This is a genomic window from Gammaproteobacteria bacterium (assembly GCA_011682695.1).
Lineage (GTDB): Bacteria > Actinomycetota > Acidimicrobiia > Spongiisociales > UBA4744 > BMS3Bbin01.
The window spans coordinates 16,265-39,558 of the sequence record JAACED010000009.1 but is presented as its reverse complement, the minus strand read 5'-3'; the positions used below and the strand labels follow the sequence as shown (position 1 = coordinate 39,558).

27 protein-coding genes are annotated in these 23,294 nt (G+C 63.9%); 4 read left to right on the top strand and 23 right to left on the bottom strand.

Going from position 1 to position 23,294, the window contains the following annotated elements; all coding sequences use genetic code 11:
• Window positions 1-195: 195 nt before the first annotated feature.
• The 7 genes from GWP04_02810 to GWP04_02780 form a co-directional block, all read right to left on the bottom strand.
• Window positions 196-1,164: an NAD-dependent epimerase/dehydratase family protein gene (locus GWP04_02810; GenBank protein ID NIA24481.1), complete on the bottom strand. Its 969-nt coding sequence runs from the start codon at window positions 1,162-1,164 to the stop codon at window positions 196-198.
• A complete protein-coding gene (gene pgsA, locus GWP04_02805; GenBank protein ID NIA24480.1) occupies window positions 1,161-1,703 on the bottom strand; it encodes a CDP-diacylglycerol--glycerol-3-phosphate 3-phosphatidyltransferase in 543 nt (180 codons plus the stop codon). Before pgsA ends, GWP04_02810 begins: the two co-directional genes overlap by 4 nt.
• An 88-nt stretch (window positions 1,704-1,791) precedes the next feature.
• Entirely contained in the window at window positions 1,792-3,168 is a 1,377-nt protein-coding gene (locus GWP04_02800; GenBank protein NIA24479.1) for a tryptophanase, read from the bottom strand.
• Between the two features lie 81 nt (window positions 3,169-3,249).
• Window positions 3,250-3,651 (bottom strand): universal stress protein, encoded by a 402-nt coding sequence (locus tag GWP04_02795; GenBank protein NIA24478.1) that lies wholly within the window; start codon window positions 3,649-3,651, stop codon window positions 3,250-3,252.
• Between the two features lie 7 nt (window positions 3,652-3,658).
• Entirely contained in the window at window positions 3,659-5,275 is a 1,617-nt protein-coding gene (gene glpK, locus GWP04_02790) for a glycerol kinase GlpK (protein NIA24477.1), read from the bottom strand.
• Entirely contained in the window at window positions 5,187-5,771 is a 585-nt protein-coding gene (locus tag GWP04_02785) for an aminoacyl-tRNA hydrolase (protein NIA24476.1), read from the bottom strand. The genes glpK and GWP04_02785 overlap by 89 nt, the downstream gene beginning before the upstream one ends.
• Window positions 5,772-5,779: 8 nt before the next feature.
• Complete coding sequence (locus GWP04_02780; GenBank protein ID NIA24475.1) at window positions 5,780-6,427, bottom strand: 50S ribosomal protein L25; 648 nt, start codon at window positions 6,425-6,427, stop codon at window positions 5,780-5,782.
• Between the two features lie 211 nt (window positions 6,428-6,638).
• Here GWP04_02780 and GWP04_02775 point away from each other — a divergent pair, with 211 nt between their 5' ends.
• Window positions 6,639-7,139: a methyltransferase domain-containing protein gene (locus tag GWP04_02775; GenBank protein NIA24474.1), complete on the top strand. Its 501-nt coding sequence runs from the start codon at window positions 6,639-6,641 to the stop codon at window positions 7,137-7,139.
• 93 nt (window positions 7,140-7,232) lie between these two features.
• On the opposite strand, the gene GWP04_02770 is transcribed toward GWP04_02775, so the two are convergent.
• The 15 genes from GWP04_02770 to cpaB all read right to left on the bottom strand — a co-directional run bounded on the left by GWP04_02770 (window position 7,233) and on the right by cpaB (window position 18,973).
• Window positions 7,233-8,126 (bottom strand): ribokinase, encoded by an 894-nt coding sequence (locus tag GWP04_02770; protein ID NIA24473.1) that lies wholly within the window; start codon window positions 8,124-8,126, stop codon window positions 7,233-7,235.
• A gap of 106 nt (window positions 8,127-8,232) precedes the next feature.
• Complete coding sequence (locus GWP04_02765) at window positions 8,233-9,270, bottom strand: SIS domain-containing protein (protein ID NIA24472.1); 1,038 nt, start codon at window positions 9,268-9,270, stop codon at window positions 8,233-8,235.
• Window positions 9,271-9,274: 4 nt separating this feature from the next.
• Window positions 9,275-9,769 carry an AAA family ATPase gene (locus GWP04_02760; protein NIA24471.1) on the bottom strand — a complete coding sequence of 165 codons (495 nt, stop codon included), beginning with the start codon at window positions 9,767-9,769 and terminating at the stop codon, window positions 9,275-9,277.
• A 29-nt stretch (window positions 9,770-9,798) separates the two neighbouring features.
• Window positions 9,799-10,884, bottom strand: coding sequence for a Gfo/Idh/MocA family oxidoreductase (locus GWP04_02755; protein NIA24470.1), 1,086 nt, complete (start codon window positions 10,882-10,884; stop codon window positions 9,799-9,801).
• A gap of 7 nt (window positions 10,885-10,891) precedes the next feature.
• The gene (locus tag GWP04_02750) at window positions 10,892-11,671 is read right to left on the bottom strand and encodes an MBL fold metallo-hydrolase (GenBank protein ID NIA24469.1); all 780 of its coding nucleotides are present in this window, start codon (window positions 11,669-11,671) and stop codon (window positions 10,892-10,894) included.
• Window positions 11,668-12,591: an SMP-30/gluconolactonase/LRE family protein gene (locus GWP04_02745; GenBank protein ID NIA24468.1), complete on the bottom strand. Its 924-nt coding sequence runs from the start codon at window positions 12,589-12,591 to the stop codon at window positions 11,668-11,670. Before GWP04_02745 ends, GWP04_02750 begins: the two co-directional genes overlap by 4 nt.
• Window positions 12,592-12,637: 46 nt before the next feature.
• A complete protein-coding gene (locus tag GWP04_02740; GenBank protein NIA24467.1) occupies window positions 12,638-13,048 on the bottom strand; it encodes a hypothetical protein in 411 nt (136 codons plus the stop codon).
• On the bottom strand, window positions 13,045-13,437 hold the full coding sequence (locus tag GWP04_02735) for a hypothetical protein (GenBank protein ID NIA24466.1): 393 nt from the start codon (window positions 13,435-13,437) through the stop codon (window positions 13,045-13,047). Before GWP04_02735 ends, GWP04_02740 begins: the two co-directional genes overlap by 4 nt.
• Window positions 13,434-13,820 carry a hypothetical protein gene (locus tag GWP04_02730; protein NIA24465.1) on the bottom strand — a complete coding sequence of 129 codons (387 nt, stop codon included), beginning with the start codon at window positions 13,818-13,820 and terminating at the stop codon, window positions 13,434-13,436. Before GWP04_02730 ends, GWP04_02735 begins: the two co-directional genes overlap by 4 nt.
• Window positions 13,821-13,942: 122 nt before the next feature.
• A complete protein-coding gene (locus GWP04_02725; GenBank protein NIA24464.1) occupies window positions 13,943-14,110 on the bottom strand; it encodes a hypothetical protein in 168 nt (55 codons plus the stop codon).
• Window positions 14,111-14,123: 13 nt separating this feature from the next.
• A complete protein-coding gene (locus GWP04_02720) occupies window positions 14,124-15,053 on the bottom strand; it encodes a hypothetical protein (GenBank protein NIA24463.1) in 930 nt (309 codons plus the stop codon).
• Window positions 15,050-15,925 carry a hypothetical protein gene (locus tag GWP04_02715; GenBank protein NIA24462.1) on the bottom strand — a complete coding sequence of 292 codons (876 nt, stop codon included), beginning with the start codon at window positions 15,923-15,925 and terminating at the stop codon, window positions 15,050-15,052. Before GWP04_02715 ends, GWP04_02720 begins: the two co-directional genes overlap by 4 nt.
• Window positions 15,922-17,193 carry a CpaF family protein gene (locus GWP04_02710; GenBank protein NIA24461.1) on the bottom strand — a complete coding sequence of 424 codons (1,272 nt, stop codon included), beginning with the start codon at window positions 17,191-17,193 and terminating at the stop codon, window positions 15,922-15,924. The genes GWP04_02715 and GWP04_02710 overlap by 4 nt, the downstream gene beginning before the upstream one ends.
• Complete coding sequence (locus tag GWP04_02705; GenBank protein NIA24460.1) at window positions 17,190-18,236, bottom strand: hypothetical protein; 1,047 nt, start codon at window positions 18,234-18,236, stop codon at window positions 17,190-17,192. Before GWP04_02705 ends, GWP04_02710 begins: the two co-directional genes overlap by 4 nt.
• An 89-nt stretch (window positions 18,237-18,325) precedes the next feature.
• Window positions 18,326-18,973 (bottom strand): Flp pilus assembly protein CpaB, encoded by a 648-nt coding sequence (gene cpaB, locus GWP04_02700; protein ID NIA24459.1) that lies wholly within the window; start codon window positions 18,971-18,973, stop codon window positions 18,326-18,328.
• A 98-nt stretch (window positions 18,974-19,071) separates the two neighbouring features.
• Here cpaB and GWP04_02695 point away from each other — a divergent pair, with 98 nt between their 5' ends.
• Window positions 19,072-19,581, top strand: a complete 510-nt coding sequence (locus GWP04_02695) for a hypothetical protein (protein ID NIA24458.1) — start codon at window positions 19,072-19,074, stop codon at window positions 19,579-19,581.
• 37 nt (window positions 19,582-19,618) lie between these two features.
• On the opposite strand, the gene GWP04_02690 is transcribed toward GWP04_02695, so the two are convergent.
• Complete coding sequence (locus tag GWP04_02690) at window positions 19,619-19,837, bottom strand: helix-turn-helix domain-containing protein (GenBank protein ID NIA24457.1); 219 nt, start codon at window positions 19,835-19,837, stop codon at window positions 19,619-19,621.
• Between the two features lie 234 nt (window positions 19,838-20,071).
• Between GWP04_02690 and GWP04_02685 the strand changes: the two genes are divergently transcribed.
• Both GWP04_02685 and GWP04_02680 read left to right on the top strand, forming a co-directional pair.
• Window positions 20,072-20,530, top strand: a complete 459-nt coding sequence (locus GWP04_02685) for a DUF2587 domain-containing protein (protein NIA24456.1) — start codon at window positions 20,072-20,074, stop codon at window positions 20,528-20,530.
• Window positions 20,531-20,602: 72 nt separating this feature from the next.
• A complete protein-coding gene (locus GWP04_02680; protein NIA24455.1) occupies window positions 20,603-23,287 on the top strand; it encodes a PAS domain S-box protein in 2,685 nt (894 codons plus the stop codon).
• Window positions 23,288-23,294: the final 7 nt, after the last annotated feature.

Genomic DNA, 23,294 nt, shown 5'->3' with positions numbered 1-23,294 from the left:
GGGTACCGTATCGCTTGGCGGCCATCCGAGTCCCCAGAACTGAACCGAGTCATACTTCGCAATGCCCCCCAGCGACGGTTCAGCCTCCCAGTCGGGTGGCCGCCACTCTTCCTCTGTTCTCGTCAATGCTGGCAGTACTATTTGCTGCCAGCATTGACGAGAACCAATGGATTGGGGCTGCCGACCGGAAACTGGTTACAGATAGCCGTTCTCGCGGTACCACGCGACCGTTCTGGCGATGGTGTCGTGCGGCGTGGTGTAGCGAAGACCAAGCTCTCGTGTCGCCCTGGATCCGTCGTACGCATGTCCGAACCGGATGACGCGCGCCATCTCCGTGCAGAACACCGGCGTCCGTTTCCGAAGCCGACCGACGGCCTCGGTCGCCAGGCCGGCCAGACTCGCCAACGACGCGGGCACCGTGCGTACACGAAGTCGAACACCGGCCACGTCGCCGAGTATGCACACCGCATCCTCCATGGACATCGTGAACCCCGACAGCACGTATCGCTCACCGGACGCTCCTTCGGTCTCGGCGAGCAGATGGCCTCGTGCACAGTCGGTGATGTCCACGAGGCTGATTCGGGTGTTGATGATGAACGGGAGCCTGCCGTTGAGAAGAGCAAGCAGCAGACGGCCGGTGCCGGTGACGCGCCCCGGCCCCTGCACCGATGAGGGGTTGACGGCGACCACTTCGACACCGTTGCGCTCGCCCAGCGCGACTCTTTCGGCCTCGAACTTCGTACGTTCGTATGCGGACAGGAACCATCCGCGATGGCGGCTCGACTCGGAGCCCGTCTCCCCCTTGCGTTCACCGAGAGTCACCGCCGATGAGGTGTACACCACCCTTCGCACTCCTGCGGCCGCCGCGGCGCGAATCGCGTTGCGGGTGCCGTCGACGTTCACGATCCGCATCGGTTCCCGATCCCGGACGCACATGGTGTTCATCCCTGCAACGTGGAAGACCGTTTCCGATCCGCGCATCGCGTTCACGAGGCCCGGATAGTCGAGTATGTCTCCCCGGATCGTCCGGGCGCCGAGGCCATCGACAACGCCGGCCGATGCGTCGGATCGGGCCAGCGCCCGAACGTCCCTTCCACCGGCGATGAGCAGTCGGACGACTTCACGACCGACGACGCCGGAGCCGCCGGTCACGAACACGCTCACCGATCGACCCTCCCGACAACGGAGCGGAACGCCTGCAGGTAGCCCAAGCCCGAGGCGAGCGTCAGAAGCACCGCCACCCACATCACCCATTCGTCGAGGAACAGCGGCCCCAACGGCTCGAAGAGACGAAGCATGGCGAGCACGATGGCGATGTACTGCACGTTCGCCTTTGCCTTGCCCCAGATCGACGGCCTGACGAGTTCACCTTCGATCGCGACGACACCACGCAGCGTCATCACGATGATCTCCCTGGCGATAATGATCAGCGCCGCCCACACCGACACGCGATCGACGGCGATCAGCGCCAGGAGCGTGCCGGTGACCAGCAGCTTGTCGGCGGTCGAGTCGAGGAAGGCGCCGAGAACGGTCCCGATGTCCCACCGTCTGGCGAAATACCCGTCGAGGAAATCAGTGAACGCTGCGATCACGAACAGCGCTGCGGCGATGAGGAACCCGGCTCGACTGTCGGTGAGGACCAGTGCCATCACCACTGGGGTCATCAAGATTCGGATGACACCAAGCAGGTCGGGTAGTGACACGGGTTCTCCTTCTCTCGACGCGATGCTACATCCTTGCGTTCTCGTGAAGCCGCCGGGAATGATCCCACCCGACCGTCACGAGAACGGGTTAAAGGGGTTCGAAGCGGGCGGTGAAGTGACGCAGCCACGGCGCCTGCTCGACGATCTTGTACCCGCGTATCCTCTCGGCATGCTCCGCGACGGAGATCACCACTTCGCCGACGTAGTCGATGTGGCTCTGGGTGTAGGTCCGACGCGGTACGGCGAGTCGCACCAACTCCAAGTCCGACGGGATCTCGGTCCCATCCGCCTGTGGCTTGCCGAACATGACCGAGCCGATCTCCACGCCTCTGACGCCGCCGTCGCGATACAGCTCGATCGCCAGCGCCTGCGCCGGATAGGCGCTCGCTGGGATGTGCGGCAGGAACGCCTTGGCGTCGAGGTAGACGGCATGACCTCCCGGTGGCCGAACGATCGGTACACCGGCCGCACGCACCTTCTCTGCGAGATACGCGGTCGAACGAATCCGATACCGCAGGTACTCCTCGTCGAGGACTTCCTGGAGTCCGATCGCAATCGCCTCGAGGTCGTACCCGGCCAAGCCGCCGTACGTGGGGAACCCTTCGGTGAGGATCAGCAGGTTGCGCGCCTCCTGCGCCAGGTCGGGATCGCGCAGTCCGATGAAACCGCCGATGTTGGCGAGGCCGTCCTTCTTCGCCGACATCGTGCAGCCGTCGACGATCGAGAACATCTCCTGTGCGATCTCCAGAGGTGTCTTGTCGGCGTACCCTTCTTCGCGCTGTTTGATGAACCAGGCGTTCTCGGCGAAGCGGCAGGCATCGAGGAAGAAACGGATCCCGTGGCGGTCGCACACCTCACGCACGGCCCGCAGGTTCGCGAGCGACACCGGCTGTCCGCCACCGGAGTTGTTGGTGACCGTGACCATCACCATCGGGATGCGCTCGGCGCCGACCTCTTGGATAGTGGCTTCGAGCGCCTCGATGTCCATGTTGCCCTTGAACGGCGCAACGACCGTTGGATCGTGCCCTTCGGCGTTGAGCAGATCCCTGGCTTCGGCGCCCTGATGCTCGATGTTCGCCCTCGTCGTGTCGAAATGTGTGTTGTTCGGCACGACATCGCCCGGCCCGACCATCGTGCTGAACAGGATGCGCTCGGATGCCCGCCCCTGATGGGTCGGGATGATCTCGGAGAAGCCGGTGATTTCGGTGATGACGTCTCGGAAACGGTAGAAGGAGCGACTCCCGGCGTAGGACTCGTCGCCGTCCATCATCCCCGCCCACTGGCGTGAGGACATCGCACCGGTCCCCGAATCGGTCAGGAGATCGATGATCACCTCGTCGCCACGCAGCCCGAACAGGTTGTAGCCGGCGCGCTGCAGCGCGGCTTCGCGTTCCTCACGGGTCGGGAAGTTGATCGCCTGAACACTGTGGATCCGGAACGGTTCGATGATGGTCCGATAGGGCATGGAGGCTCCTTGTTCTCGATGATCAGACGACGCAGGTACTCCGTACCCGGTACCAGGTACGGAGTACGGAGTGCGAGGTACTCAGTATCTCGCTTTGACGGCCAGCACCGGGCAATGGGCGCCGAGGAGAATCTCCTGGGCGTTGCTGCCCAGGAGCAGCTTTCCTACTGCTGAACGCTTCCGCAGTCCGATCACGATCAGGCCGGCGCCCTCATCGTCGGCAGCCTTGATGAGATCTTCCGAGGGTGACAACCCCCGCACGTATTCATGGACGCTGTGGGCAATGCCTTCCTTGTCGAGACGTGCCTCGACTTCGTCGAGTTCCTCCCGATACGCGAGCACCTGCTCTGCTTTCTCATGGTCGCCACCCATCATCGAATGCACCACGACCAGTCCACCGTTGCGCAACTTGGCCTCATCGATTGCCGCCTGTAGCGCCGCCTCGCCCTCCGGGGTCTTGATAAAGCCAACCACGATCTTCATGCTGCTCCTACTCCTTTGCCGCTCTTTCGAGGCTACCAGCCGGCACCCACCCGAGCGTTCTCTCGACCGCCTGGTTCCATCGTGCGTACAGCGCGTCACGCCGTTCCTGGCCCATCGCCGGTGTCCATCGCGAACCCTCGCCCCAGTTCGCCCGCAAATCCTCCAGTCCGCCCCAGTACCCGACGGCCAGCCCGGCCGCATAGGCGGCGCCGAGCGCCGTCGTCTCTGCGACCTCCGGCCGGATCACGGGCACCCCCAGGACGTCGGCCTGGAACTGCATCAGCAACTCGTCGACGACCATACCGCCGTCGACTTTGAGCTCTCTCAACCGCACACCGGAATCTGCGCGCATCGCGTCGAGCACTTCCCGGGTCTGAAATGCCGTCGCCTCGAGCGCTGCCCGCGCGACGTGTCCCGAGGTAGCGAACCGGGTGAGTCCGACGATCACTCCTCGTGCGTCGGCACGCCAGCGGGGGGCGAACAGCCCGCTGAACGCCGGGACGAAGTACACGTCCCCGTTGTCGGGCACCGTCTTGGCCAATGCCTCGATATCGTCGGACTGCTCGATCATGCCGAGATTGTCCCGCAGCCATTGGACGAGGGCGCCGGCCACGGCGATCGAGCCCTCCAGCGCGTACACGGCGGGCTCCGACCCGATGCGGTAGCCGACGGTGGTGAGCAGACCGTTCTCGGACGGCACCGGCCGCTCGCCCGTGTTCATCAGCATGAAGCAGCCGGTTCCGTACGTGTTCTTGGCGTCGCCCGGGTCGAAACACGTCTGTCCGAACAGAGCTGCCTGCTGATCTCCGAGAATCCCGGCGACGGGAACTCCCCGAAGGGGACCTTCTGCCGTCCCGAACACGCCGACAGAGGATCGGATCTCGGGAAGCATCGCACGCGGAATACCCATCTCTGCGAGCAGGGTCTCGTCCCACTGGAGTGTCTCCAGGTTCATCAGCAAGGTCCGGCTTGCGTTGGTGACGTCGGTCGCGTGCACACCGGTGAGCTTCCAGAGCAGCCACGAGTCCATGGTCCCGAACAGCACATCGCCGGATTCGGCGCGAGCCCTCAACTCGGCCGACTGGTCCAGCAGCCATGCGATCTTCGGGCCCGAGAAGTAGGTGGCGATGGGCAATCCGGTGCGGGACCGGAATCGGTCGGGCCCGTCTTGCCCACCAAGGCGGCCACAGAGTTCCGCGGTCCGTGTGTCCTGCCACACGATCGCGTTGTGGACCGGCATTCCGGTGGCTCTGTCCCACAGGACGGTCGTTTCGCGTTGGTTGGTGATCCCGACCGCCGCCAGGTCCGACGTGATGAGACCGCCGGCCGAAAGGGCGTCTTCGATGACCCCGACCGTGCGATCCCAGATCTCGGATGCGTCGTGCTCGACCCATCCCGGCCTCGGGAAGATCTGTTGATGTTCCTTCTGTGCAGACGAGATGACCGTTCCGGCCCGGTCAAAGACCATGCAGCGGCTACTCGTTGTTCCCTGATCGATGGCGGCGACGAACAATCCGACCTCCTTCGCCGTCACCCTACCGAGGATCCTCCGGCCGTCGTCGACCGGCGGCCTGCACGGCGCCCTCGGGATCGACGAGGTACTGCTCGACGACGTCCGCTGCATCAGTGACGAGCAGGTCGATCTCGGGACGTTCGTCTTTGTCGAATCTCTGCAATACGAATGCGGCAGGGTCCATACGCCCCGGCGGACGTCCGATCCCGATCTTCAGTCGGTAGAAGTCCCGGCTGCCCACGGCGGCGACGATCGAGCGCACCCCGTTGTGGCCGCCCGTCCCTCTCCCGTGGTGCAGGCGAAGTCGTCCGAACGGAAGATCGATGTCGTCGTGAATGACGAGGAGATCGTCGGTGCTCGCACCGTAGTAGCGCAGGACCGACGCGACCGCCGGTCCCGAAACGTTCATCGAGACGCGGGGAAGAGCCAGGATCACGTCGACCCCATCGATACTCCCCTGGGCCACGGAAGCAGCAACGCGCCGCGGGCCGCGACGGAGACGGAAGTTCCGTCGCTCCGCGATGGCCTCGACGACCTCGCCTCCGACGTTGTGTCTGGTCCCGTCGTAGCGGCGCTCCGGGTTGCGAAGGCCGACGATCACCTTCATGGGGACGGCTACTCGCCTTCCGGCTCTTCGCCCTCTTCGCCCTCTTCGAGTTCCTCGCCCTCTTCGAGTTCCTCGCCCTCTTCGGCCTCTTCGGCGACAACTGCCGCAGGAACGACGATCGTGACGACCGGGTCGTCCGGGTCGTCGAGATACTCGGCGCCTTCGATGACGGGAAGGTCGGAGATGCGCAACGTGTCGCCGATCGTCATCTCCGAGATATCCACGACGATCGACTGTGGAATCTCGGTCGGCAGGGCCTCGACTTCGACGCTGTTGCGAATCGTCTCGACGATGCCGCCCTCCACGACGCCCACGGACTCGCCCGTCAGCTCGATGCCGACTTCGACCCGTGTCTTCTCCGTCAGCGAGATCGTCACGAAGTCCATATGCGTGATCTCACCGCGGACAGGATGCCGTTGCAGCTCACGAGCCATGGTCAGATGGGAGGCGTCGTCTTCGATCTCGAGGTTGATGAGCGCGTTGAGGCCCGCATCCGAGTGCAGCACCGAGTACAGCTCGCGGGCGTTTACGGCGATCGCGATGGGCTCCAGGTTCTTGCCGTAGACAACGGCGGGGACCATGCCCTGGCGCCGCAGCCGCCGTGAGGACCGACTCCCTCGCTCGCGCCCTGTTTCGGCGCGCAGCGTGACTTGCATGACGTAGCTCCTTGAAAGAAGAGGTAGAACCGTGATTATGCCTCGTTCCGTCGGCTTCAACAAGGCGAGCCGACGGGAAGCGGCCGGCGGCCGGCGGCCAGCTTCCTGCTGGCTACTGGTTACTTGAGGCCTGTATGTGATCGTCCGCGTGGCCGTAATCCCGTTCTACGGAGTACAGCGCCCGGACTTGTTCGCGATCGAGCGGCGTGCGATGGATAGATCCGGGCTCGTGATCGAGGCGCTCGCCGGAACGTTCCCAGTGGAAGCCAGGGTCGTTGACATTGGAGCCGGGGATGGATTTGTGGCCGAGCGCCTGACGACCCCGAGCCGCAAAGTGTGCCCGGTTGAGCCTGCCAGAGGCATGCTCTGGACTGATAGGCGCCTGAATTGGGTCCATGCTGAAACTGGGCATCTGCCCTTCGCAGACGGAGCTTTCGATGCGGCGTACGCGACCTGGGCCTGTTTCTTGTCACGGAACTGGGACCCTGAACCAGGACTGCGAGAGCTGCATCGGGTGGTCCGGCTTGGGGGGCCGCTGTTGATCGTGGAGAACCTCGGGTCGGACGAGTTCAGCTCCCTGGCTCCTGGCGACATCACAGTCGACGTCGCCCACTGTGAACCTCCCCGGCTAGTGCGCAGGCTCCTGACCTTGCGAAGATCGAGCTATGACAGAGCAGCGGAGACCGGGGAAGTACCCGGCAGAGATGCGTGATCGGGCGGTGCGGATGGTCTTTGAGGCCGAGGCGCATTGCGATTCGCAATGGGAAGCGATCCGTTCCCCACCGACGGGGCTGGGTCTCTGGTTTCAATATTGGATATCGAGGTCGGTCGATGTCGGCAGTGATGGCTGCGCACCGAGTCTGGTGGCTGCGATCGCCCCCGCGGTACAAGCTCGGCTGAGCGCATGTTCGATAGTCCGTCCTTGTGCCAGTTCAACGACCAGCGTGCCACAGAACGCGTCTCCAGCCCCTACCGTGTCGATAGCGTCAACGCGTGGCGGATGGGCAGCGACCACGCGCTCGTCCCTGCGGAATGCCTCAGCTCCTCGTGCGCCATGGGTAACAACTAACAGCCCCCCGTAGCTGTCAAGCTGACTCTTCAGGCTGTGCTGTTCGATCTCATTCACGACGATCAGATCTGCCCGCTCAAGAAGTGGCTCTGGAAAAGGTCGAGCCGGTGCAGCGTTGAGGCAGAACAGGGCCGTGCTCTGACGGGCTGCTTCGAGGACCGTATCGTCTCGTATCTCGAGTTGGCACAGGACCGCGTCGAACCCCTGGGCATCAACGTCGCCGGGTCCAAGATCATGGTTGGCACCCGGAGCAACCACGATTTGGTTCTCGCCTCTCTCATCTACCACGATCAGGGCGACACCTGTGGACCGACCTGTCACTGTGGTCAGTCGCGACAGATCGACGCAGCCCTCTCGAAGGAGTTCCAGCGCTTCCTCGGCAAGAGCGTCATCGCCGACCGCAGCAACAAGGGTGACATCTGCGCCCTGCCGACGCGCCGCGAGTGCCTGATTGGCCCCCTTTCCACCCGGATGACGGCTGAAGATCGCCTCACCTACGGTCTCACCTGGTGTGGGCAGATGGGAGCAACTGGCGACAAGGTCGAGGTTGACGCTCCCAACCACACAGATGCGGACGGATCCCTGCGCGTCGAAACTGGACGGAGTATCCGAAGCAGCCAAACGCGTCATATCGAGTCTCGCCTGATGACCGCGTCAAAGAGCCGCAACTCCCTAATCTGCTTGGCGCACGGCGAAGCGATGTCTGCGCTGCCCTCTGGGTGATACTCCACGGCCGTCACCAGGTTCTGGTCACTTTGCTGAGACCCCGGGGTCGTTCCGGGTCCAGGCCTTTTGCCACTGTGAGATGGTAGGCGAAAAGCTGGCCGCCAACGATCGCGGGGATCGGTGTGATCCACTCCGGGACATTCACTGGGAGGCGTATGAACGATGCTGCCAGTTCTAGTGTCGCTTCCACATCGCTGATAACCACAAGGTCCGCCCTCTGCCCCCTGACGAGCGCCTCCAACAGGGCGTGATAGTCGTCATGGGGGGGACCAGACGGTGCTACTGCCAGGATTGAAAGGCCTGGTTCTACGAGGGCCAACGGACCGTGGAGGAAATCGGCAACCGAGAAAGGCTGGGCCAACACATACGCCAACTCCTGTAGCTTGAGCGCCCACTCGAACGCCGTCGCGTAGTTGAAGCCACGGCCAAGTACGGCGCAATGTTCCAGTGATGAGCGTGCGCGAGCCATCTCGGCAATGTCATCCGATTGATCAAGCAGGTACTCGACGTGGGATGGTAGAGCGACCAGCTCATGTTCCATCCCTGCCTCGTCGTTGAGTGCGGCCGAGAGCAGCAACACGGCGGCCAACTCGGCTGTGTACGTCTTGGTCGCGGCAACCGCCTCCTCCGACCCGGCGCGCAGCAAGATGACATGATCAGCGTGTTCTGCAAGAGGCGACGAAGCGTTGTTGGTGATTGCGAGGGTTGGCCTGTGTTGGCGCCGGGCTTCGATGAGCACCGCGGTAATGTCCGGGGACTGCCCCGATTGTGAGATCCCAACCACGATCGCGTTCCCCAGCGCCGGAGGACTGTTATACAGGCTGTAGAGGGACGGTGCGGCGAGGCAGACCGAGAGACGATTCCGTGCTCCCCAGACGTATTGTGCGTAACGTGCGGCGTTGTCCGACGTTCCGCGGGCTGCCACTACGACTTGGTCGATCTTCGCTCTCCGCCAGGTTTCGGCGACCTGTTCAGCAGTCTCCCAGTTCTGGCTGACGACCCGCTCCAGCGTCCCTGGTTGCTCGAAGATGTCGTTCCACAGCGCCATTCCACTACCTTCCTTCGGCCGGTGGCAACAACTGGGAGAAGATTCCAGCGATGACTGTGTCAACGATCGTATCTACGGACCCGGCGACATCGAAGACGACCGCCTTATCCGGTTCCTCGAGGGCGTCCAGTTGGCTGTCAAGCATGCCCGGGTCCATGTAGTGACCGTGTCGGTTCTCCATGCGATGTCGGATGAGATGACGGTCGCCGCGGAGGTACACCACCATGGCGTCGGTTCCTTCGAGGAGCTGATCCCGGTACGCCGCCTTCAGTGCCGAGCAGGCGACCACGACCGGCTCGCCACGACGGAGGCTATCCGAAATTAGGTCGTGAAGGGAAGCGAGCCATGGAGCGCGGTCCTCGTCGGTCAGCGGCACACCGGATGCCATCTTGGCGACGTTTCCTGGTGGGTGGTGGTCGTCTCCGTCGTAGAACGTCCACCCGAGGACTGCGGCCACGGCCCTCCCGATCGTCGTCTTCCCGCTTCCGGCCACGCCCATGACAAGGACTGCCCGTGAGCGCGGCATGCTCATTGCATCACCGGGAATGCGACGGGCCCGCGGATCTCCTGTGAGCGATAGATCGCAGTGAATAGCTCCACGGTCTTTCGCCCTTCGAGCCCGGTGACCAACGGTTCACGATCCTCAATCACAGCGCTAAGGAAGTCCTGGATCTGGATTCGGTGATAGTGCTTGATCGGATCCGCCTTCATGAAGTCTTGTCGGTCTTCGGCCTGCCAGTGCTCAAGTTGGTCTTCTTCACCCGGCACCGTCCAGAGGTCGGTGATAGGGGGTCCGAGGATCTCGGTCACCCCGGCGATGAACATGGCACCACCGTCGGTCTGTACGCCGACCGAAGCACCGTTCTCGCCGTGCACATGCACCTTGCCGTACAACCCCGGCTTCTGGGAGTTGCTCACGACGACAGAGCCCATCCCACCGTTGCGGAATCGCAGCACCGCGACTGCGGTGTCTTCCACCTCCACTCTGGGGTGGTTCAGATTGCCCCAGTAGCCATACACCTCGTCGATCGGTCCCATGAACCACTGAAGCAGGTCGAGCTGATGAGGAGCCTGGTTGACGAGGACACCGCCCCCTTCCCCCCGCCAAGTTCCGCGCCAAGGATCCGATGCGAAGTACTCGTCGTCTCGCCATCCGAGCATCACTACGGTTCCAAGCACCGGGCGCCCGATCTTCCCCTCATCGATTGCCCTCTTGACCCGCTGCACCGGTTCGTAGAGGCGCCGCTGGCTGATGACACCAAGCTTGACGTCTGCGGCTCTGGCGCTCGCGATCACCTCGTCACAGTCGGCGAGGGTGACGGCCAAAGGTTTCTCCACAAGGACGTGGGCTCCAGCCGTGGCTGCTGAGATGGCCGGCGCCGCATGGGCACGATGGGGTGTGGCTACGCATACGGCCTGTACCTGTTCTTCACTCACCATCTCGGCGACGTCGCCGTAGGCGCGCACTCCGAAGCGTTCGGCGAATGCCTCGGCGCTGTCTTTGTCGCGGTCACACACGGCGCGAAACCGTGATGTGGGGAGATCGCGCAGGGCCGAGGCATGGATCTCACCTGCTTTGCCGCAACCGACCAGTGCTGTCGTGATCTGGTCCATGGTTCGGTTACCGCGCCGGCTCCAGCGTCAGCCACTCACCTGGCGTCAGAATGACCGGCTTGGGAGCGTCGGGATTCTTTTCTCGGGCAGCGGTGAGCAACTCGTTGAATCTCTTTATTTCCGGAAGATCCGGATCGTCATGATGGCAGGGGATGGCATAGTCAAGTCCGAGCCAGTTGCAGGCCAGTGCAGCCTCTTCTGCAGTCATCTCACCTGTGAGGTAGACCTTGATGCCGTGCTTGGCTCCGCGATGGTCGCCGGGAACACCCACGTTGATGAGGCCGACGGTGGGCCGGTATAGATCCCCGTACAGTTTCATGTCGCCGTATATCGTCGTGTCCCCGGCGTGGTAGATCCGCTGACCCTCACCGGCATAGACGATGAAACCGAGAGGGATGCTGGAAAAGACCTTGCCGTCCTCGGCCTGGATGTACGACCAGTGGCGCGAGTAGACGGGGCGAACCTCGATGCCTGCGCCTTCAGTCATCATCCCCCACGGGATGGCGAGCAACCGTTCGCCTTCGATCCCCCTGTGCATCAGATAGCCACGCACATCCGCACCACAGATCAGCGGCAGATCAGGCAACCTGCGCATGATCTCGTACGCATCGCCCAAGTGGTCGTAGGCGGCGTGGGTGACGAGTAGTAAGTCGACGTGTTCCAGGTCTTCCACCTTGTAGGGGCTGACCCCGTTGTCGTCGAGATATGGATCGATGAGAACCCGCTTGCCGTTAGCGGTGATGATCTCGAAAGCTGCGGTTCCCAGGAACCGGATGGACACCGTCATCTGATCTCTCCTTCGTCGTGCGAGGCAGGCACCGCCCCAGTCGTGTTTCCATCGAACAAGTCCAGACGCGGGGCCGGCACCTCGACCATGACGAGCTGGCCAAAAGACCCCTCGGTAAGCAGCAACCGACGTTCCCCTGCCCCGGCAAACGCCACGTTGGTCGGGAGGTCGCCCGGGACCTCCAGGTAATGCCGGACGTCCCCCTCGGTCTCAACAACGGCGATGTCTCCCTGGCCGAGTACCGTGACGTAGAGGCGCCCTTCTTCGTCAAAGGCCATGCCGTCTGGACCTGCAGTGCGCCCGTACGACTTGGGCGCACTGCGCATCACATTGGCGAACAGGTTCCGTTCGCCAACCAGGCGAGCTCCCTCCAACTTGTACCGATAGATGTTGCCGGTCAGCGTCTCCGACACATAGAGCTGGTGACCGCCCGGGCCCCAGGCAATGCCGTTGGCAAACTGCAGGCCGCGGTCGAGTACCTCGCACTCGCCCGATACGGGATCGATGCGGTATACGCGGCCGTCCACCGAGACGTCGTACGCTGCCTCGGGCGGGTCGATCCCTTCGAACGCAGCCAGCGGCACGCCTGAGTCGGTCATGTAGAGAGCACCGTCCGGCCCGAAGCACAGGTCATTGGGCCACAGGAACGGCAGATCGGAAGGTCCTCTGGCAATGGTTGTGATTTCACCATTGGGACTCACGCGCAGCAGGGCCTGATCCTCCGACTCTGCCACCCACAGGTTGCCATCGGTGTCAAGGGCCAGTCCGTTGGGCCGGCCCGTCTTGGCGACCGTCCAGCGTACGGATCCGTCGGCACTGAACTCCGTGATGGAGCCAAGATCCATCTCGGTAACGGCCCAGGATCCATCGCCGAGTAGGACGGGTCCCTCGGGGTTGGCAACATCCCTCGCGAAGATCACTTGAGGCCAAGGGGGAACTCCAAAGCCGGCCGCTGGTAGCTATCCGTCAGCTTCCGCGTTGGGGGTGGGCCGTGGCGTGCACGCGAACCAGGAGCGGTTCGTCGCCGGGAGCCATGATCTTGAGCAGGGTCAGGTCTACGTCGCGCTCCACGGTCACGGTGATCTCGTCCGAGACGACCTGCACCCGCCAACGCAACGACGCAGCATTCGACTCGGCGGCGATGACCCGATCGGCAAGTGCACGGGCTTTCGAGGCATCGAGGCGCAGTACCCCGTTGCGCCACGCCGTTTCATCGATACCGGATGCGCCGGCAACCGCTGCGGCATCCGCTACGGCGGCGACCGCCTTTCGCACGACCAGTCCCCGCCACAAGTCCAGCGACAGCCCCCCGAGCGCCATCACCATGATGACGAGGCCCAGCACCCAGATCGTGATCGATCCACGGTCCCTGCTCACGGGAAGCTCCGGTACAGATCCACCTGTTCGGTGTGGTGAACGGACCAGGTCACCGATCCGAACTCACCGACTCCGGGAATGACGATTGCCGGCATGCGGACATCCACCGTTGCCGTGACGAGCCCGCCGCGTCCGACATTCCCGCTGAGGGCCACGGCGACATCCTCACGATCGACGCCATAGTTGAGGGCGGCGCGGCTGACCAGATCTTCGGTGTCGGCAAGCTCCGCGGTGACGGCGGCGGTGCGAGCGGCGTTCCGGGCGATCTCACGCGCCATCATCTGACGCTCCACCCACGGCGCGAAACTCAGGACGAGCAAGACGGCAGGAACGAGCAGGAGGCCGACGGCTGCAGCCAGTTCCAGAGGCGCAGATCCGCGATCCTTCACGGCACAGGCTCCTTGACGCTCTGTGCCGACACGGTGAACGACCAGTCGGGCACTCCGGGAATCCACGAGCGAAACGTCACGTCCGCGTCGGCGCTCACCAGCACCCCGTCGGTCGCACACCACGCATCGACCCCCTCTCCCATGGTTCCTCCGAGCAGGTCGCCAAGCGTGTCTGCAAGAGCCCGTTCGCAATCCCCGAGTCCGGCTCCCGACCGGGCGCCGGCCCTCACCCCTTCGTTGAGCGCACCTCGGACAACTCCCTTGCCGTACTGAAAAACGATCATGTTCGCCATGAAGACGAAGAACATCAGCGCAACCCCGGCGGCGAGAACGAACTGCGGGGTCGCGAAGCCGCACGACCGGTCACACACCGCCTTCAGCACACCCTGCCCACCACCTCGCTGCTGCGTCGCGCACCGGTGCCCGCGACCGGGAACATCAACCGCACCCCGGAGTGAGCGTCTCGGCCTCCGCCCACGGCTCATCCCATCGATTGCGCGCGCCGTCAGCCGAGCAGCTGCGCGCGAATCCATGCAACGATGTCCAGCCCGAGCGCCTGGAGTGCGGCCCAGATGGCAATCAACGCGATGATCGCCAGTGCCGCGTTCCCGAGGAGCTCGGCAGTGTTCAGACCCCTCTCGTCCCGATGGATCATCTCCATGATCAGTTGCATGAATACCCCTTCCCTAGAGGCCGCCGAACACGATGCTCGGCAGCGGTGCCGCCACGAACAGCAGCATGATTGGTGCAAGAATTGCGATGGTCGGAATCAACATTGCGGCGCGTCGCTTCGTCGCAGCACGCCTGATGGCTTCTCGCCGTGCTTCCCGGACGTCTTCCCCGAGGGCCAAAAGGGCGCCCGCCAGATCCGTTCCGCGCTCCTCGGCCGCCGACAACAGCCAGTACGTTCTCGCTGCGTGCGGCTCCGGCGTCGAGTGTGCGATACGTGCAAGTGCCTCCGACGCCGGCACGCCGCTGCGGTGAAGTCGCAAGGCCTCGGCGAGTTCCCCGGCCATTGCCCCCACGCCTCGTGAGACGACGTACTGGACGGCCTGGACGACTCCACCGCCCACTCTCACCCGCATGGAGAGCAACTGGTTGATCGTGTACACCTCGATCCGCAGACGCATCTTGCGGTCTTCGATCGCCTTGCCGAGACGACCCCTCCAGCGAGTCGCTCCCACGATGAACCCCAGGCCTCCCATGGCCAGAGCAGCACCCGTATCGAGCCCCACCACCGTTGCTCCGAGGAACGCGGCACCGGTGGCCAGCGCGGTGGAAAACAGTTGGCGCAGCCGGTACTCGGCAAGCCGGCGTTCCTCATCGACGGTCGGGAACAGGCCCGCCTGGCGTAGCTTGCGTCGCATCTCGAGTTCGCTCGAGCCGTCCACGATCCGGCCGAGTCGCCGGCCCGCTCCTTCGAGCATCATCTTGAGGATCCTGGCAACCGAAGCCTGGTTGGCCCGACCCAGTTCCGGCGTTCCCCCGAGACTGACGGTGCTCGCAACACTGTAGGGACGGACCCGCGGGCCGAGCCGGGGCATCGGCTTCACGACCAGAGACACTGCTGCAACCGCCGCGATCCCCGTGCACAGGGCAACACCCAACGCGATCACTGGGCACCTCCTGCGGGGGCGAAGACCCTCGGCTCGTCAGGTTCACGCCCGAGACGGGCGACCAGCCACATCCCGAGGGCGCTCAGCGCCGCCCCGACGGTCACCACGAGGATGCCCGCCGGGCTCCGGTAGAAGTCCCGAAATGCTCCCTCGCGCAACGTGAGGGCCACCAAGACCAGCCACGGCAGCACGAACACGGCACGGGCATTGATCTTCTGCTCGAGCGATTCGGTCCTGATCTCTTCCAGCGCCCACAGATCGCGAGTGGCGGCCTCGGCAAGATCCTCCAGAATCTCGGAGACGGCAGAGCCTCCACGTTCTTGGGCGAGTATGAGCACCTCCAGCACACGATCCGACGTCGGATCGGCCAGCTCGGCCTTGACGATCTCGAGTGCAGCGACGACCCCGACCGTTCGCGCCATGAGCGGGAATCCCGCAAACGCAGCCCGCAGTGGAACCGGCCCTCGCTCGGAGAGTCGATCGAGAGCGCGCGCGAGTGACATGCCCGAGGCAACCGACGCGACGAGGTCCCTCAGTCCGTCCGGCCACGCCCCATGCACCTCTTCCATGCGGCGGGCCCTACGACGCGACACCGAGAGCACCGGCAACGACGCCACGGCGATCGCCGGGAACACGGCGACGATCGGACTTCTCGTGGCCGCTATGAACACGGCCAACGCAACGAAACCGAACGCAGCGATCGCACCCATGAACGAGAACGGCGCGAGGTCGACCCCGGCCTGGGTGAGCCACAGCCTCGTCCTGGTGAGATGACCGGCTTTGCGGCGGGAGCGGACCGGGGTCACTCCCCCGAGCGCGGCGACGACCAGCACGACGAACGTGCCGGTGGCAAGGGCGGCAAGCAGGATCACAGCGGAGACCGTCTCCCCTCGAAGATCGCACGCAGCGTCATGCCCTCTGGAAGGGACCGCTGGATGCGCCTCGTGAGATCGTCGGGTGGGAACGCCCCGGTCCATTCGAGCGGCCCGCCCAGATCGTCCCGGAGAAAGATCGGTTCCGTCGTGAAATCGTCGTGGAGCGATGGAACGACGGAGAGCACTTCCATGACTTGTCGTCGGAGGCCACGGTCCGACCGCACCGACGCGTCCCTGTCGAGGTGCACGACGAAGTCGATGGAAGAGGCGAAGACGTTACGAACGACTGATTCGGTGACGTTCTCTCCCGCCATCAGTGCCGCGTTGACGAGAGCGGAGAGCGCCTCACGTGCAGAGTTGGCATGCACCGTGCAGGAGAACGCGCAGCCTGCGTTGACCGCCCGGGTGAGTTCGAAGGCTTCGGCACCACGAACTTCCCCGACGACGATGCGATCCGGCCGCATCGCCAAAATGATCTTCACGAGATCTCGCAGCGCGATCGCCCCCGACCCGTCGAGAGACGGCGGCCGGGCCTCGTAGTACGAGCCGTGAACGATCGGGACATGTAACTCGCGAACCTCTTCGCAGCTTCGCAGGCAGTCTCCCGGCGGAATGGCAGCGATCAACGCGGCGAGCATGGAGGTCTTGCCCGCTCCGGGAGGCCCGGAGACGATGATGCTCGACTTTGCCTGTGTCGCGGCCCACAGGAACCCGGCTGCCGGCGGTGTCATCGAGCCGAGTTCGACCAGTGACGCGAGGGTCTCTCTGCGCAGCGCATACCTGCGGATCGTGACCGAGAGGCGATCGGCGATCGGCGGCATGACTGCGGTCAATCGGGCCGAGTCTCGTAGGACCCTCGCTTGCACGATCGGATTCGCTACGTCGAGATGACGATCGGTGTCCGCAAGGAGCCGGTCGACCACCCGCCGGTTCTCCTCTTCGGTGGTTGGACGGCTCAGCGCGTGCAACCTCCCATCGCCGTCGATGGAGGACACCCGGTCACCTTCGATGAAGATCTCTTCGACCCCGGGATCGGTCAGTATGTCGGTGAGCGGGCCGAAGTCTGCGACGGCGTGAAAGACTCGCTCGATCATCTCTGCAGGATCGAGCAAGGCCTTGCTTCCACCATGATCGGCCTGTCGCTGGTAGGTCCCGACTGCCTCGGTCACAGCGGCGCGCGTCAGCTCGCGCTCGGCCTGAACGTCGAGCTTCCGTCGCTCAATGATCTGAACCGCGGCGGAACGAATGTCGTCGTAGGCACTCATCCCGCACTCCCGATCAGCGGCGCGTCGGCGGCCAAGGCTGCCACGCCACGGCTGAACGCTCCCTTTCGCACGAGACCCCCGGCCCAAGACGCCTGTTCAACGCGCCGGTCCATCGGCAAGAACCTCAGTACCGACGGTTCGAAGACCCGCTCGATCTCTCGGGCGACCTCGCTCCGCAGAAACGCTCCTCTCGGAGTTCTGTTGACGACCAAGAGCAACCGAGCGTGCTCGTTCAGCACCTTCGCCTCGGCCACCCAATCCAGCAGCCGGGACACACCGAGCGGTGTGGGAACGCCGACACCGATCAGAATACCCGCCATCGAGATGAGCCTTCTCGCGAGCCGGTACCGGCCATCACCGGGAAGTCGCTCGACTCCCGAACTGACATCGAGGACCACACAGTCCGCGGTCTTCGCCAGATCCTCGACGGCGGCGACGACATCCGCCGGACGGAGTTCGAACCAGTCGCGAGGATTGGGAATCCCACAGACAACCCCAAATCCGGCGCTGTCGTCGATGTCGCCTCCAATGTCCTCGCCGTGCCGAGAGTGGTCAACGAGGGTTCTCAGATTCGGTACGAGCGGCAGGCCGAGCCGTTGGGCAATCGACGGAGCGAGATCGTCGGCATCGACGAGGAGCGTCCGCGATCCGCCAACCTGGAGCCGCCCTGCAATGCCGATCGCTATCTCGGTGGCACCGGTGCCTCCAAACGGCCCGCCCACCACCACGATGTCGCCGGACACTGCATGCTGCGCGACCACGCGCGCAGCGCGCGTCACCACTCCGGATCGCATCGCGGCGATCTGGCGAACGAATTCCTCGGTTGTCGCATGCGCGCCGATGACGGCGTCTGCGCCCATCTCCAGAAGTCGCTCGCGGCCCTCGGCGAACTCTTCTTCGTCGTAGACACCGAGCACCTTGCGGCCGCCACCGTGCATCTCGTCGACGAGCCGCCGACTCAGGAATGACGTCGTGTCATCGACCACCAGCACTTCAAAGTCGCCACTCGTGGCCTCCTCCGGGCGCAGGACGCGGACTTTCACGCGCACACCACCATGGTCGGCGGCGTGACGATGCAAACGAGTCGCCCAGTCCCTCGGGGACAGCACGAGAGCGACCGCCGGGTCTGTGTTCACGGCTCGTCATCCGGCGGATAGACCAGAACGGAAGGCGGTGCCGCGCCCGTTGAACGCACGAGGTCGAGCGTTCCTTCGGACAGGGCAGCGGCGACTTCGAGTGCCGATTCGGCATCCAGGGCCACCGTGACCGCGTAGCGGCCGGCGCCACCGAGCGCTCCGCCACTCCCATCGCTGACCATCAGCACCTCGGCCCCGACGAGAACGTACCGGGCGATACCGTCCGCCGACTGAAGGACATCGACACGGTCTCCTGGTCGCAGAGCACCTCCGACGGCATGCTCAGGATCCACCGGAATGCTCATTGCTCGCACGGTCGACGAAAGCATCACGAAATCGCGTCTGGACAGCAGCGTCCCCGACGGGATGGAACGGGCAACCACCATGCCGATGAGGCCGTCCAGCTCACCGGTTCCCACCATCCGATCCTCGACGTCGTTCTGCGCGTGCACCGGTGTGAACCGCACCATCTCCGTAACAAGGCGGGCACCGGCCGGAATGTCCTCGGCTGCAACGGCAACATCGATGGTGTTCTGCTGCGAGCGGAGATAGGCGAAGTTCAGAACCACCGCGACGAGGCCCGCCACCAGCATCACCCAGTGTCCTGTCGAGAACCGCCCCAACGGCCCCAGCCTGGCTCTCACTCCTCCCAGCAGTTCCCTCCCCGTGAGACGGTCATCATATCTTGCCGGTAGTGTGACTTGCCACTGGCTGGTAATTCGTCGAGGTCCTGCGAGGAGTTGTGGATAGCTGGAACGACGATCTCGAGCACACGGTGCGCTCCGAAGCAGAGGAGTCCGAGTCCGATGCTGCAAAGCTGGCAAAGCGTGCGCGTGCATTGGGTGACGTCGCGTTCGACGCGATGACCCGCGGCGACCTGCTGGCGGTGGCCTCTTCCGATCGCTCGTACGTGGGAACGGTGCGGTACGCTCGCGGCGATCTGGTGTCGCTGGAAACCGACGGCGGCTGGATCGATGCCAATCTCGTCGGTCCGCTGCATCTCGTGATCAGGCGCCGCGCCTACTCCGACGGCTTCGACCGCGTCGCCGGCGCGGATACCTTCAAAGCACGGCTCTCCGAGTACGAGCTCACCGGCGAGCTGGTCGAGATCGTCGCCCCGCACGCGGGGGTCTCCATGAAAGGACATATCTCCGCCGTGGCGAAGGACCACCTGATGCTGACCACTGCCGATGGTCAAGACGTCTTCGTCCCGCTGTCGCAGATCGCATTCGTCGTCCGGCCCAAGAGCTAGCGGCTCTCCGAGCAACACACGGCGCGCATGGCCGGCATCACTCACCAGGTTTCAGGTCGGCCTGCAATTCGCTCGCAGGATGCTGTTTCACGAACTCGAAGATCTCGTCGCGAAAGAACCGGAACGTGCGCCCCCCGGGCAACCGGTACGCAGGGATGCGCCCCTCTCTGGCGTACTTGCGTACCATCTGAATGTTCATGCCGAGCAGTTCGGCGACGTGTGCCGTATCGAGAATCTGTGGGTACTCGTCCGTCATACCATTCCTTGCTGTTTGACGATAGTCTACAACACCCAACGGCTCGATGCCAGATGCTGAATCGGCCAGCAGGCAGCGGCCAGCAGCCAGCAGTCATCGGCAACGGGCTCACGTCCGCCCCACGGCCTTGCGTCGATGCTGCACCGCGGTACGAAATACGAAGTACGTAATACCGTCTGAGAACTGACTACCGGCCGCGGCCACCGGCGGGCAACGCACTAGGCTCATCTGGTCATGGACGAACACCCACAGACGGACGAACCGGCGATCGAGCCCGAGGTTGTAGAGCCCGAGGTCGTGGAGTCGGCGGTCACACAGCCAACCAAGCTGATCCGCATCGCGTCGATGACCCGGGCGATGCTCGAGGAAGTCCGCCAGGCCCCCCTCGACGAGGCAGGGCGCAAACGTCTCCTCGCCGTCTACACACGCACCCTCGAAGAACTCAAAGAAGTGCTCTCCGACGACCTGAAAGAAGAGCTGGACGAGATCTTCCTCCCCCTCACCTCGGAGATCCCCTCCGAGTCTGAGCTCCGTATCGCCCAGGCGCAGCTCGTCGGGTGGCTCGAAGGGCTCTTCCACGGCATCCAGGCGAGCTTGTGGACCCAGCAGATGGCGGCACAGGCTCAACTCGCGGAGGTTCGGTCCCGCAAGTCGCTGGAAGCTCCCAACGTGACCCCTGGCCAATACCTTTAGCTCAAGCAGACCGTCGGCACGGCCGATGTCAGCGTCATGGACGGGTACCTCCCGAAAAGTGTTTCGCGGTCATTGCTGCGCCTGCGAGCAATCGGATACGCCATTGCAGTCCCGGTACTCGCTGCCGGCTGGTGGCTGGACCGCTCGACCGAAGTGGGAATCCTCGCCGTCGTAACAACACTCGCCGCGACCTGGAACATCGTACGGCTCCGGAAATCCGACATGGCCTGGGCTCTGGCAACCGACCTCACCGGCACGGCCCTCATCTGGTGGATGTTCGGCCCCGTCTCGGCGGTCTACTTCCTCCTCGCCTTCGTGATCGTCGTCGCAGCGATCGTCTTGGATCGAAAGCAAGCGCTGCGCATGGTCGCAGCAACCCTCGTGCTCATCCTCGGCATGGCCCTGGCACACCTGGTGGCCCACCCACTGCCGTTCTTCCACGGCCCGACAGATAGCTGGATCGACCGGATCGGCGAGCTCGGTCTGCCGCTCGCCATTGTCCTCTACACCACGGTGATCATGTTCAGCATCTCCAGGGTCCTCGATGAATCGCGGAGAGATCTCGCTGCGAGCGAAGAGCGATTTCGTCTGTCGTTCGAGGGTGCTGCCATGGGGATGGCCATGTTCGAACTCGAGGGCAAGATCACCCAGATCAACCCGGCGTTCTGCGAGCAGCTTCGCTACGACAAGGAGACCCTCCTCACCATGACGTGGCAGGATGTCATCGACGAGGCAGATGAGGATGAGACCGAGCACCGACTCCTCCGTGCCCTCGACGGCGTCACCCCCCACTGGCAAATCGAGGGTCGCCTCGTACGGTCGGACGGCTCCGTCTTCTGGGCCGGCATCGTGGCCACGCTGATTCGTGACGAGGAGGGCAACCCCCACTCCTACTTCGCGCAAACGCTCGACATCTCGGAGCAGAAGGCCGCGGAAGAGGCCCTCGCCGCATCAGAGGAGCGGTACCGAAGTCTGTTCGAAGGGATTCCGGCCGCCTTGTACCGGACTACTCCCGAGGGTCACATCCTCGACGCCAACCCGGCGCTCGTCGAGCTGCTCGGGTATCCGGATCGACAGACAATGCTCAATCTCGACGTGCACGACGCGTACGTCCGAGAAGCCCGGAGAAAAGAGATCATCGAGAGGCTCGAGAGCGAAGGCAGGTTCATCGGTGTCGAGGAACAGCTCCGCAGGTACGACGGAAGCACCATCTGGGTCCGGGACAGTTCCCGAGTGGTGTTCGACGACGAAGGCGAGATCGCGTACTTCGAAGGTGCCCTCACCGACACGTCGGCACGCCACCAGGCCGAGCAAGCCCTGCGCGAATCAGAGGCTCGGCTGCAGGCAATCTTCCAGCACGCCCCCATCGGCATCGTTGCCATAGACCTGGACCAACGGATCATCGCCGCCAACGCCGAAATCGCCCGCACACTCGGGAGATCCATCGAAGAACTCAAGACCATGTCCATCGCCGACATCACCCATCCCGAGGACCGGGGAATCGATCTCCCACTCAGAGAACAGCTCCTCGCCGGTGAGATCCCCTCCTACCGATTCTCCAAGCGATACCTGCACGCCGACGGCCGCCCTCTCTGGGTCGAACTCTCGGTCACCGTCGTCCACGACGATCAGGGCGAGCCGGAACTGATGATCGGATTGATCCAAGACATCACCGAGCGACGCCAGGCGGAAGCCGATCGCGACCAGATGATCAAGATCCTCGAGGCGACCCCGGACCTGGTCGGGATCGTCGACGTCCAAGGCCATCTGACGTATGTGAATCGTGCCGGGCGCGAGTGGTACGGGCTCTCCTCCGAGGGTTCTCTACCACCACTGAACGTCGCCGGAATGATCGAGACGGACTCCGGAGAAGGGATCAAGGACATCTTCCGGACGCTGCTCGACTCAGGCTGGTGGACCGGTGATGTGACCTTGCACGCACCAAACGGTGAGACGATCCCGGGATCGGCCGTGGTGCTCGCGCATCGTCGCGACGATGGAACGATCACCCACATCTCCGCCACGTTCCGAGACCTGACGGAGCGCATCGAAACGCAACACCGCCTGGAACGGCTCATCCGGTCCAAAGACGAGTTCGTCGCTTCCGTCTCTCACGAACTGCGCACCCCCCTCACGGCAGTCGTCGGCCTCGCGCAAGAGCTGCGATCTTCGTGGAAGGTCTTCTCCACCGACGAGATCCACGAGTTCATGGACCTCCTCGCCGATCAGGCCTCCGATGTCGCAAACCTGGTCGAGGACTTGCTGGTCGCCGCACGCGCGGAGATCGGCAAGGTGGCGATCGCGCCACGGATTGTCTCGATCACCGAGCAGATCGACAGCGTCGTTGCGGCCCTCGACGAGCCTTCCCAGCGACGCATCACGGTCATTGCAGATCATGCCGAGACGTGGGCCGACCCGGCTCGCCTCCGCCAGGTCATCCGCAATCTCATCACCAACGCCGTCCGGTACGGAGGTCGGCACATCGAGGTGAGTACGGAAGTCAAGAACGGATTCGTCGCTCTCCACGTCTCCGACGATGGCCCAGGGATCAGCGCGGGCCTCGAAGAACGAATCTTCGAACCGTACACACGGGACCACGAACCGGGGTCTCAGCCGAATTCGGTCGGACTCGGCCTCACCGTATCGCGGCACCTCGCCCGGCTCATGGGAGGCGACCTGGTCTACTCGAGGGATGAGCGCAGCACATTCACGCTGACGCTCCCCGAGTCGGCGGCTGCACCGGCTCAAGCGTCCTGAGAACCCG

Excerpts from the sequence above, each read along its gene's own strand:
- GWP04_02800 (NIA24479.1), bottom strand. The coding sequence starts at position 3,168 with ATGCCCTATCGGACCATCATCGAACCGTTCCGGATCCACAGTGTTCAG.
- GWP04_02795 (NIA24478.1), bottom strand. The coding sequence starts at position 3,651 with ATGAAGATCGTGGTTGGCTTTATCAAGACCCCGGAGGGCGAGGCGGCG.
- glpK (NIA24477.1), bottom strand. The coding sequence starts at position 5,275 with ATGCAGCGGACGTCGTCGAGCAGTACCTCGTCGATCCCGAGGGCGCCG.
- GWP04_02785 (NIA24476.1), bottom strand. The coding sequence starts at position 5,771 with ATGAAGGTGATCGTCGGCCTTCGCAACCCGGAGCGCCGCTACGACGGG.
- GWP04_02780 (NIA24475.1), bottom strand. The coding sequence starts at position 6,427 with ATGCAAGTCACGCTGCGCGCCGAAACAGGGCGCGAGCGAGGGAGTCGG.
- GWP04_02775 (NIA24474.1), top strand. The coding sequence starts at position 6,639 with ATGGATAGATCCGGGCTCGTGATCGAGGCGCTCGCCGGAACGTTCCCA.
- GWP04_02770 (NIA24473.1), bottom strand. The coding sequence starts at position 8,126 with ATGACGCGTTTGGCTGCTTCGGATACTCCGTCCAGTTTCGACGCGCAG.
- GWP04_02765 (NIA24472.1), bottom strand. The coding sequence starts at position 9,270 with ATGGCGCTGTGGAACGACATCTTCGAGCAACCAGGGACGCTGGAGCGG.
- GWP04_02760 (NIA24471.1), bottom strand. The coding sequence starts at position 9,769 with ATGGGCGTGGCCGGAAGCGGGAAGACGACGATCGGGAGGGCCGTGGCC.
- GWP04_02755 (NIA24470.1), bottom strand. The coding sequence starts at position 10,884 with ATGGACCAGATCACGACAGCACTGGTCGGTTGCGGCAAAGCAGGTGAG.
- GWP04_02750 (NIA24469.1), bottom strand. The coding sequence starts at position 11,671 with ATGACGGTGTCCATCCGGTTCCTGGGAACCGCAGCTTTCGAGATCATC.
- GWP04_02725 (NIA24464.1), bottom strand. The coding sequence starts at position 14,110 with ATGCAACTGATCATGGAGATGATCCATCGGGACGAGAGGGGTCTGAAC.
- GWP04_02710 (NIA24461.1), bottom strand. The coding sequence starts at position 17,193 with ATGAGTGCCTACGACGACATTCGTTCCGCCGCGGTTCAGATCATTGAG.
- GWP04_02690 (NIA24457.1), bottom strand. The coding sequence starts at position 19,837 with ATGACGGACGAGTACCCACAGATTCTCGATACGGCACACGTCGCCGAA.
- GWP04_02685 (NIA24456.1), top strand. The coding sequence starts at position 20,072 with ATGGACGAACACCCACAGACGGACGAACCGGCGATCGAGCCCGAGGTT.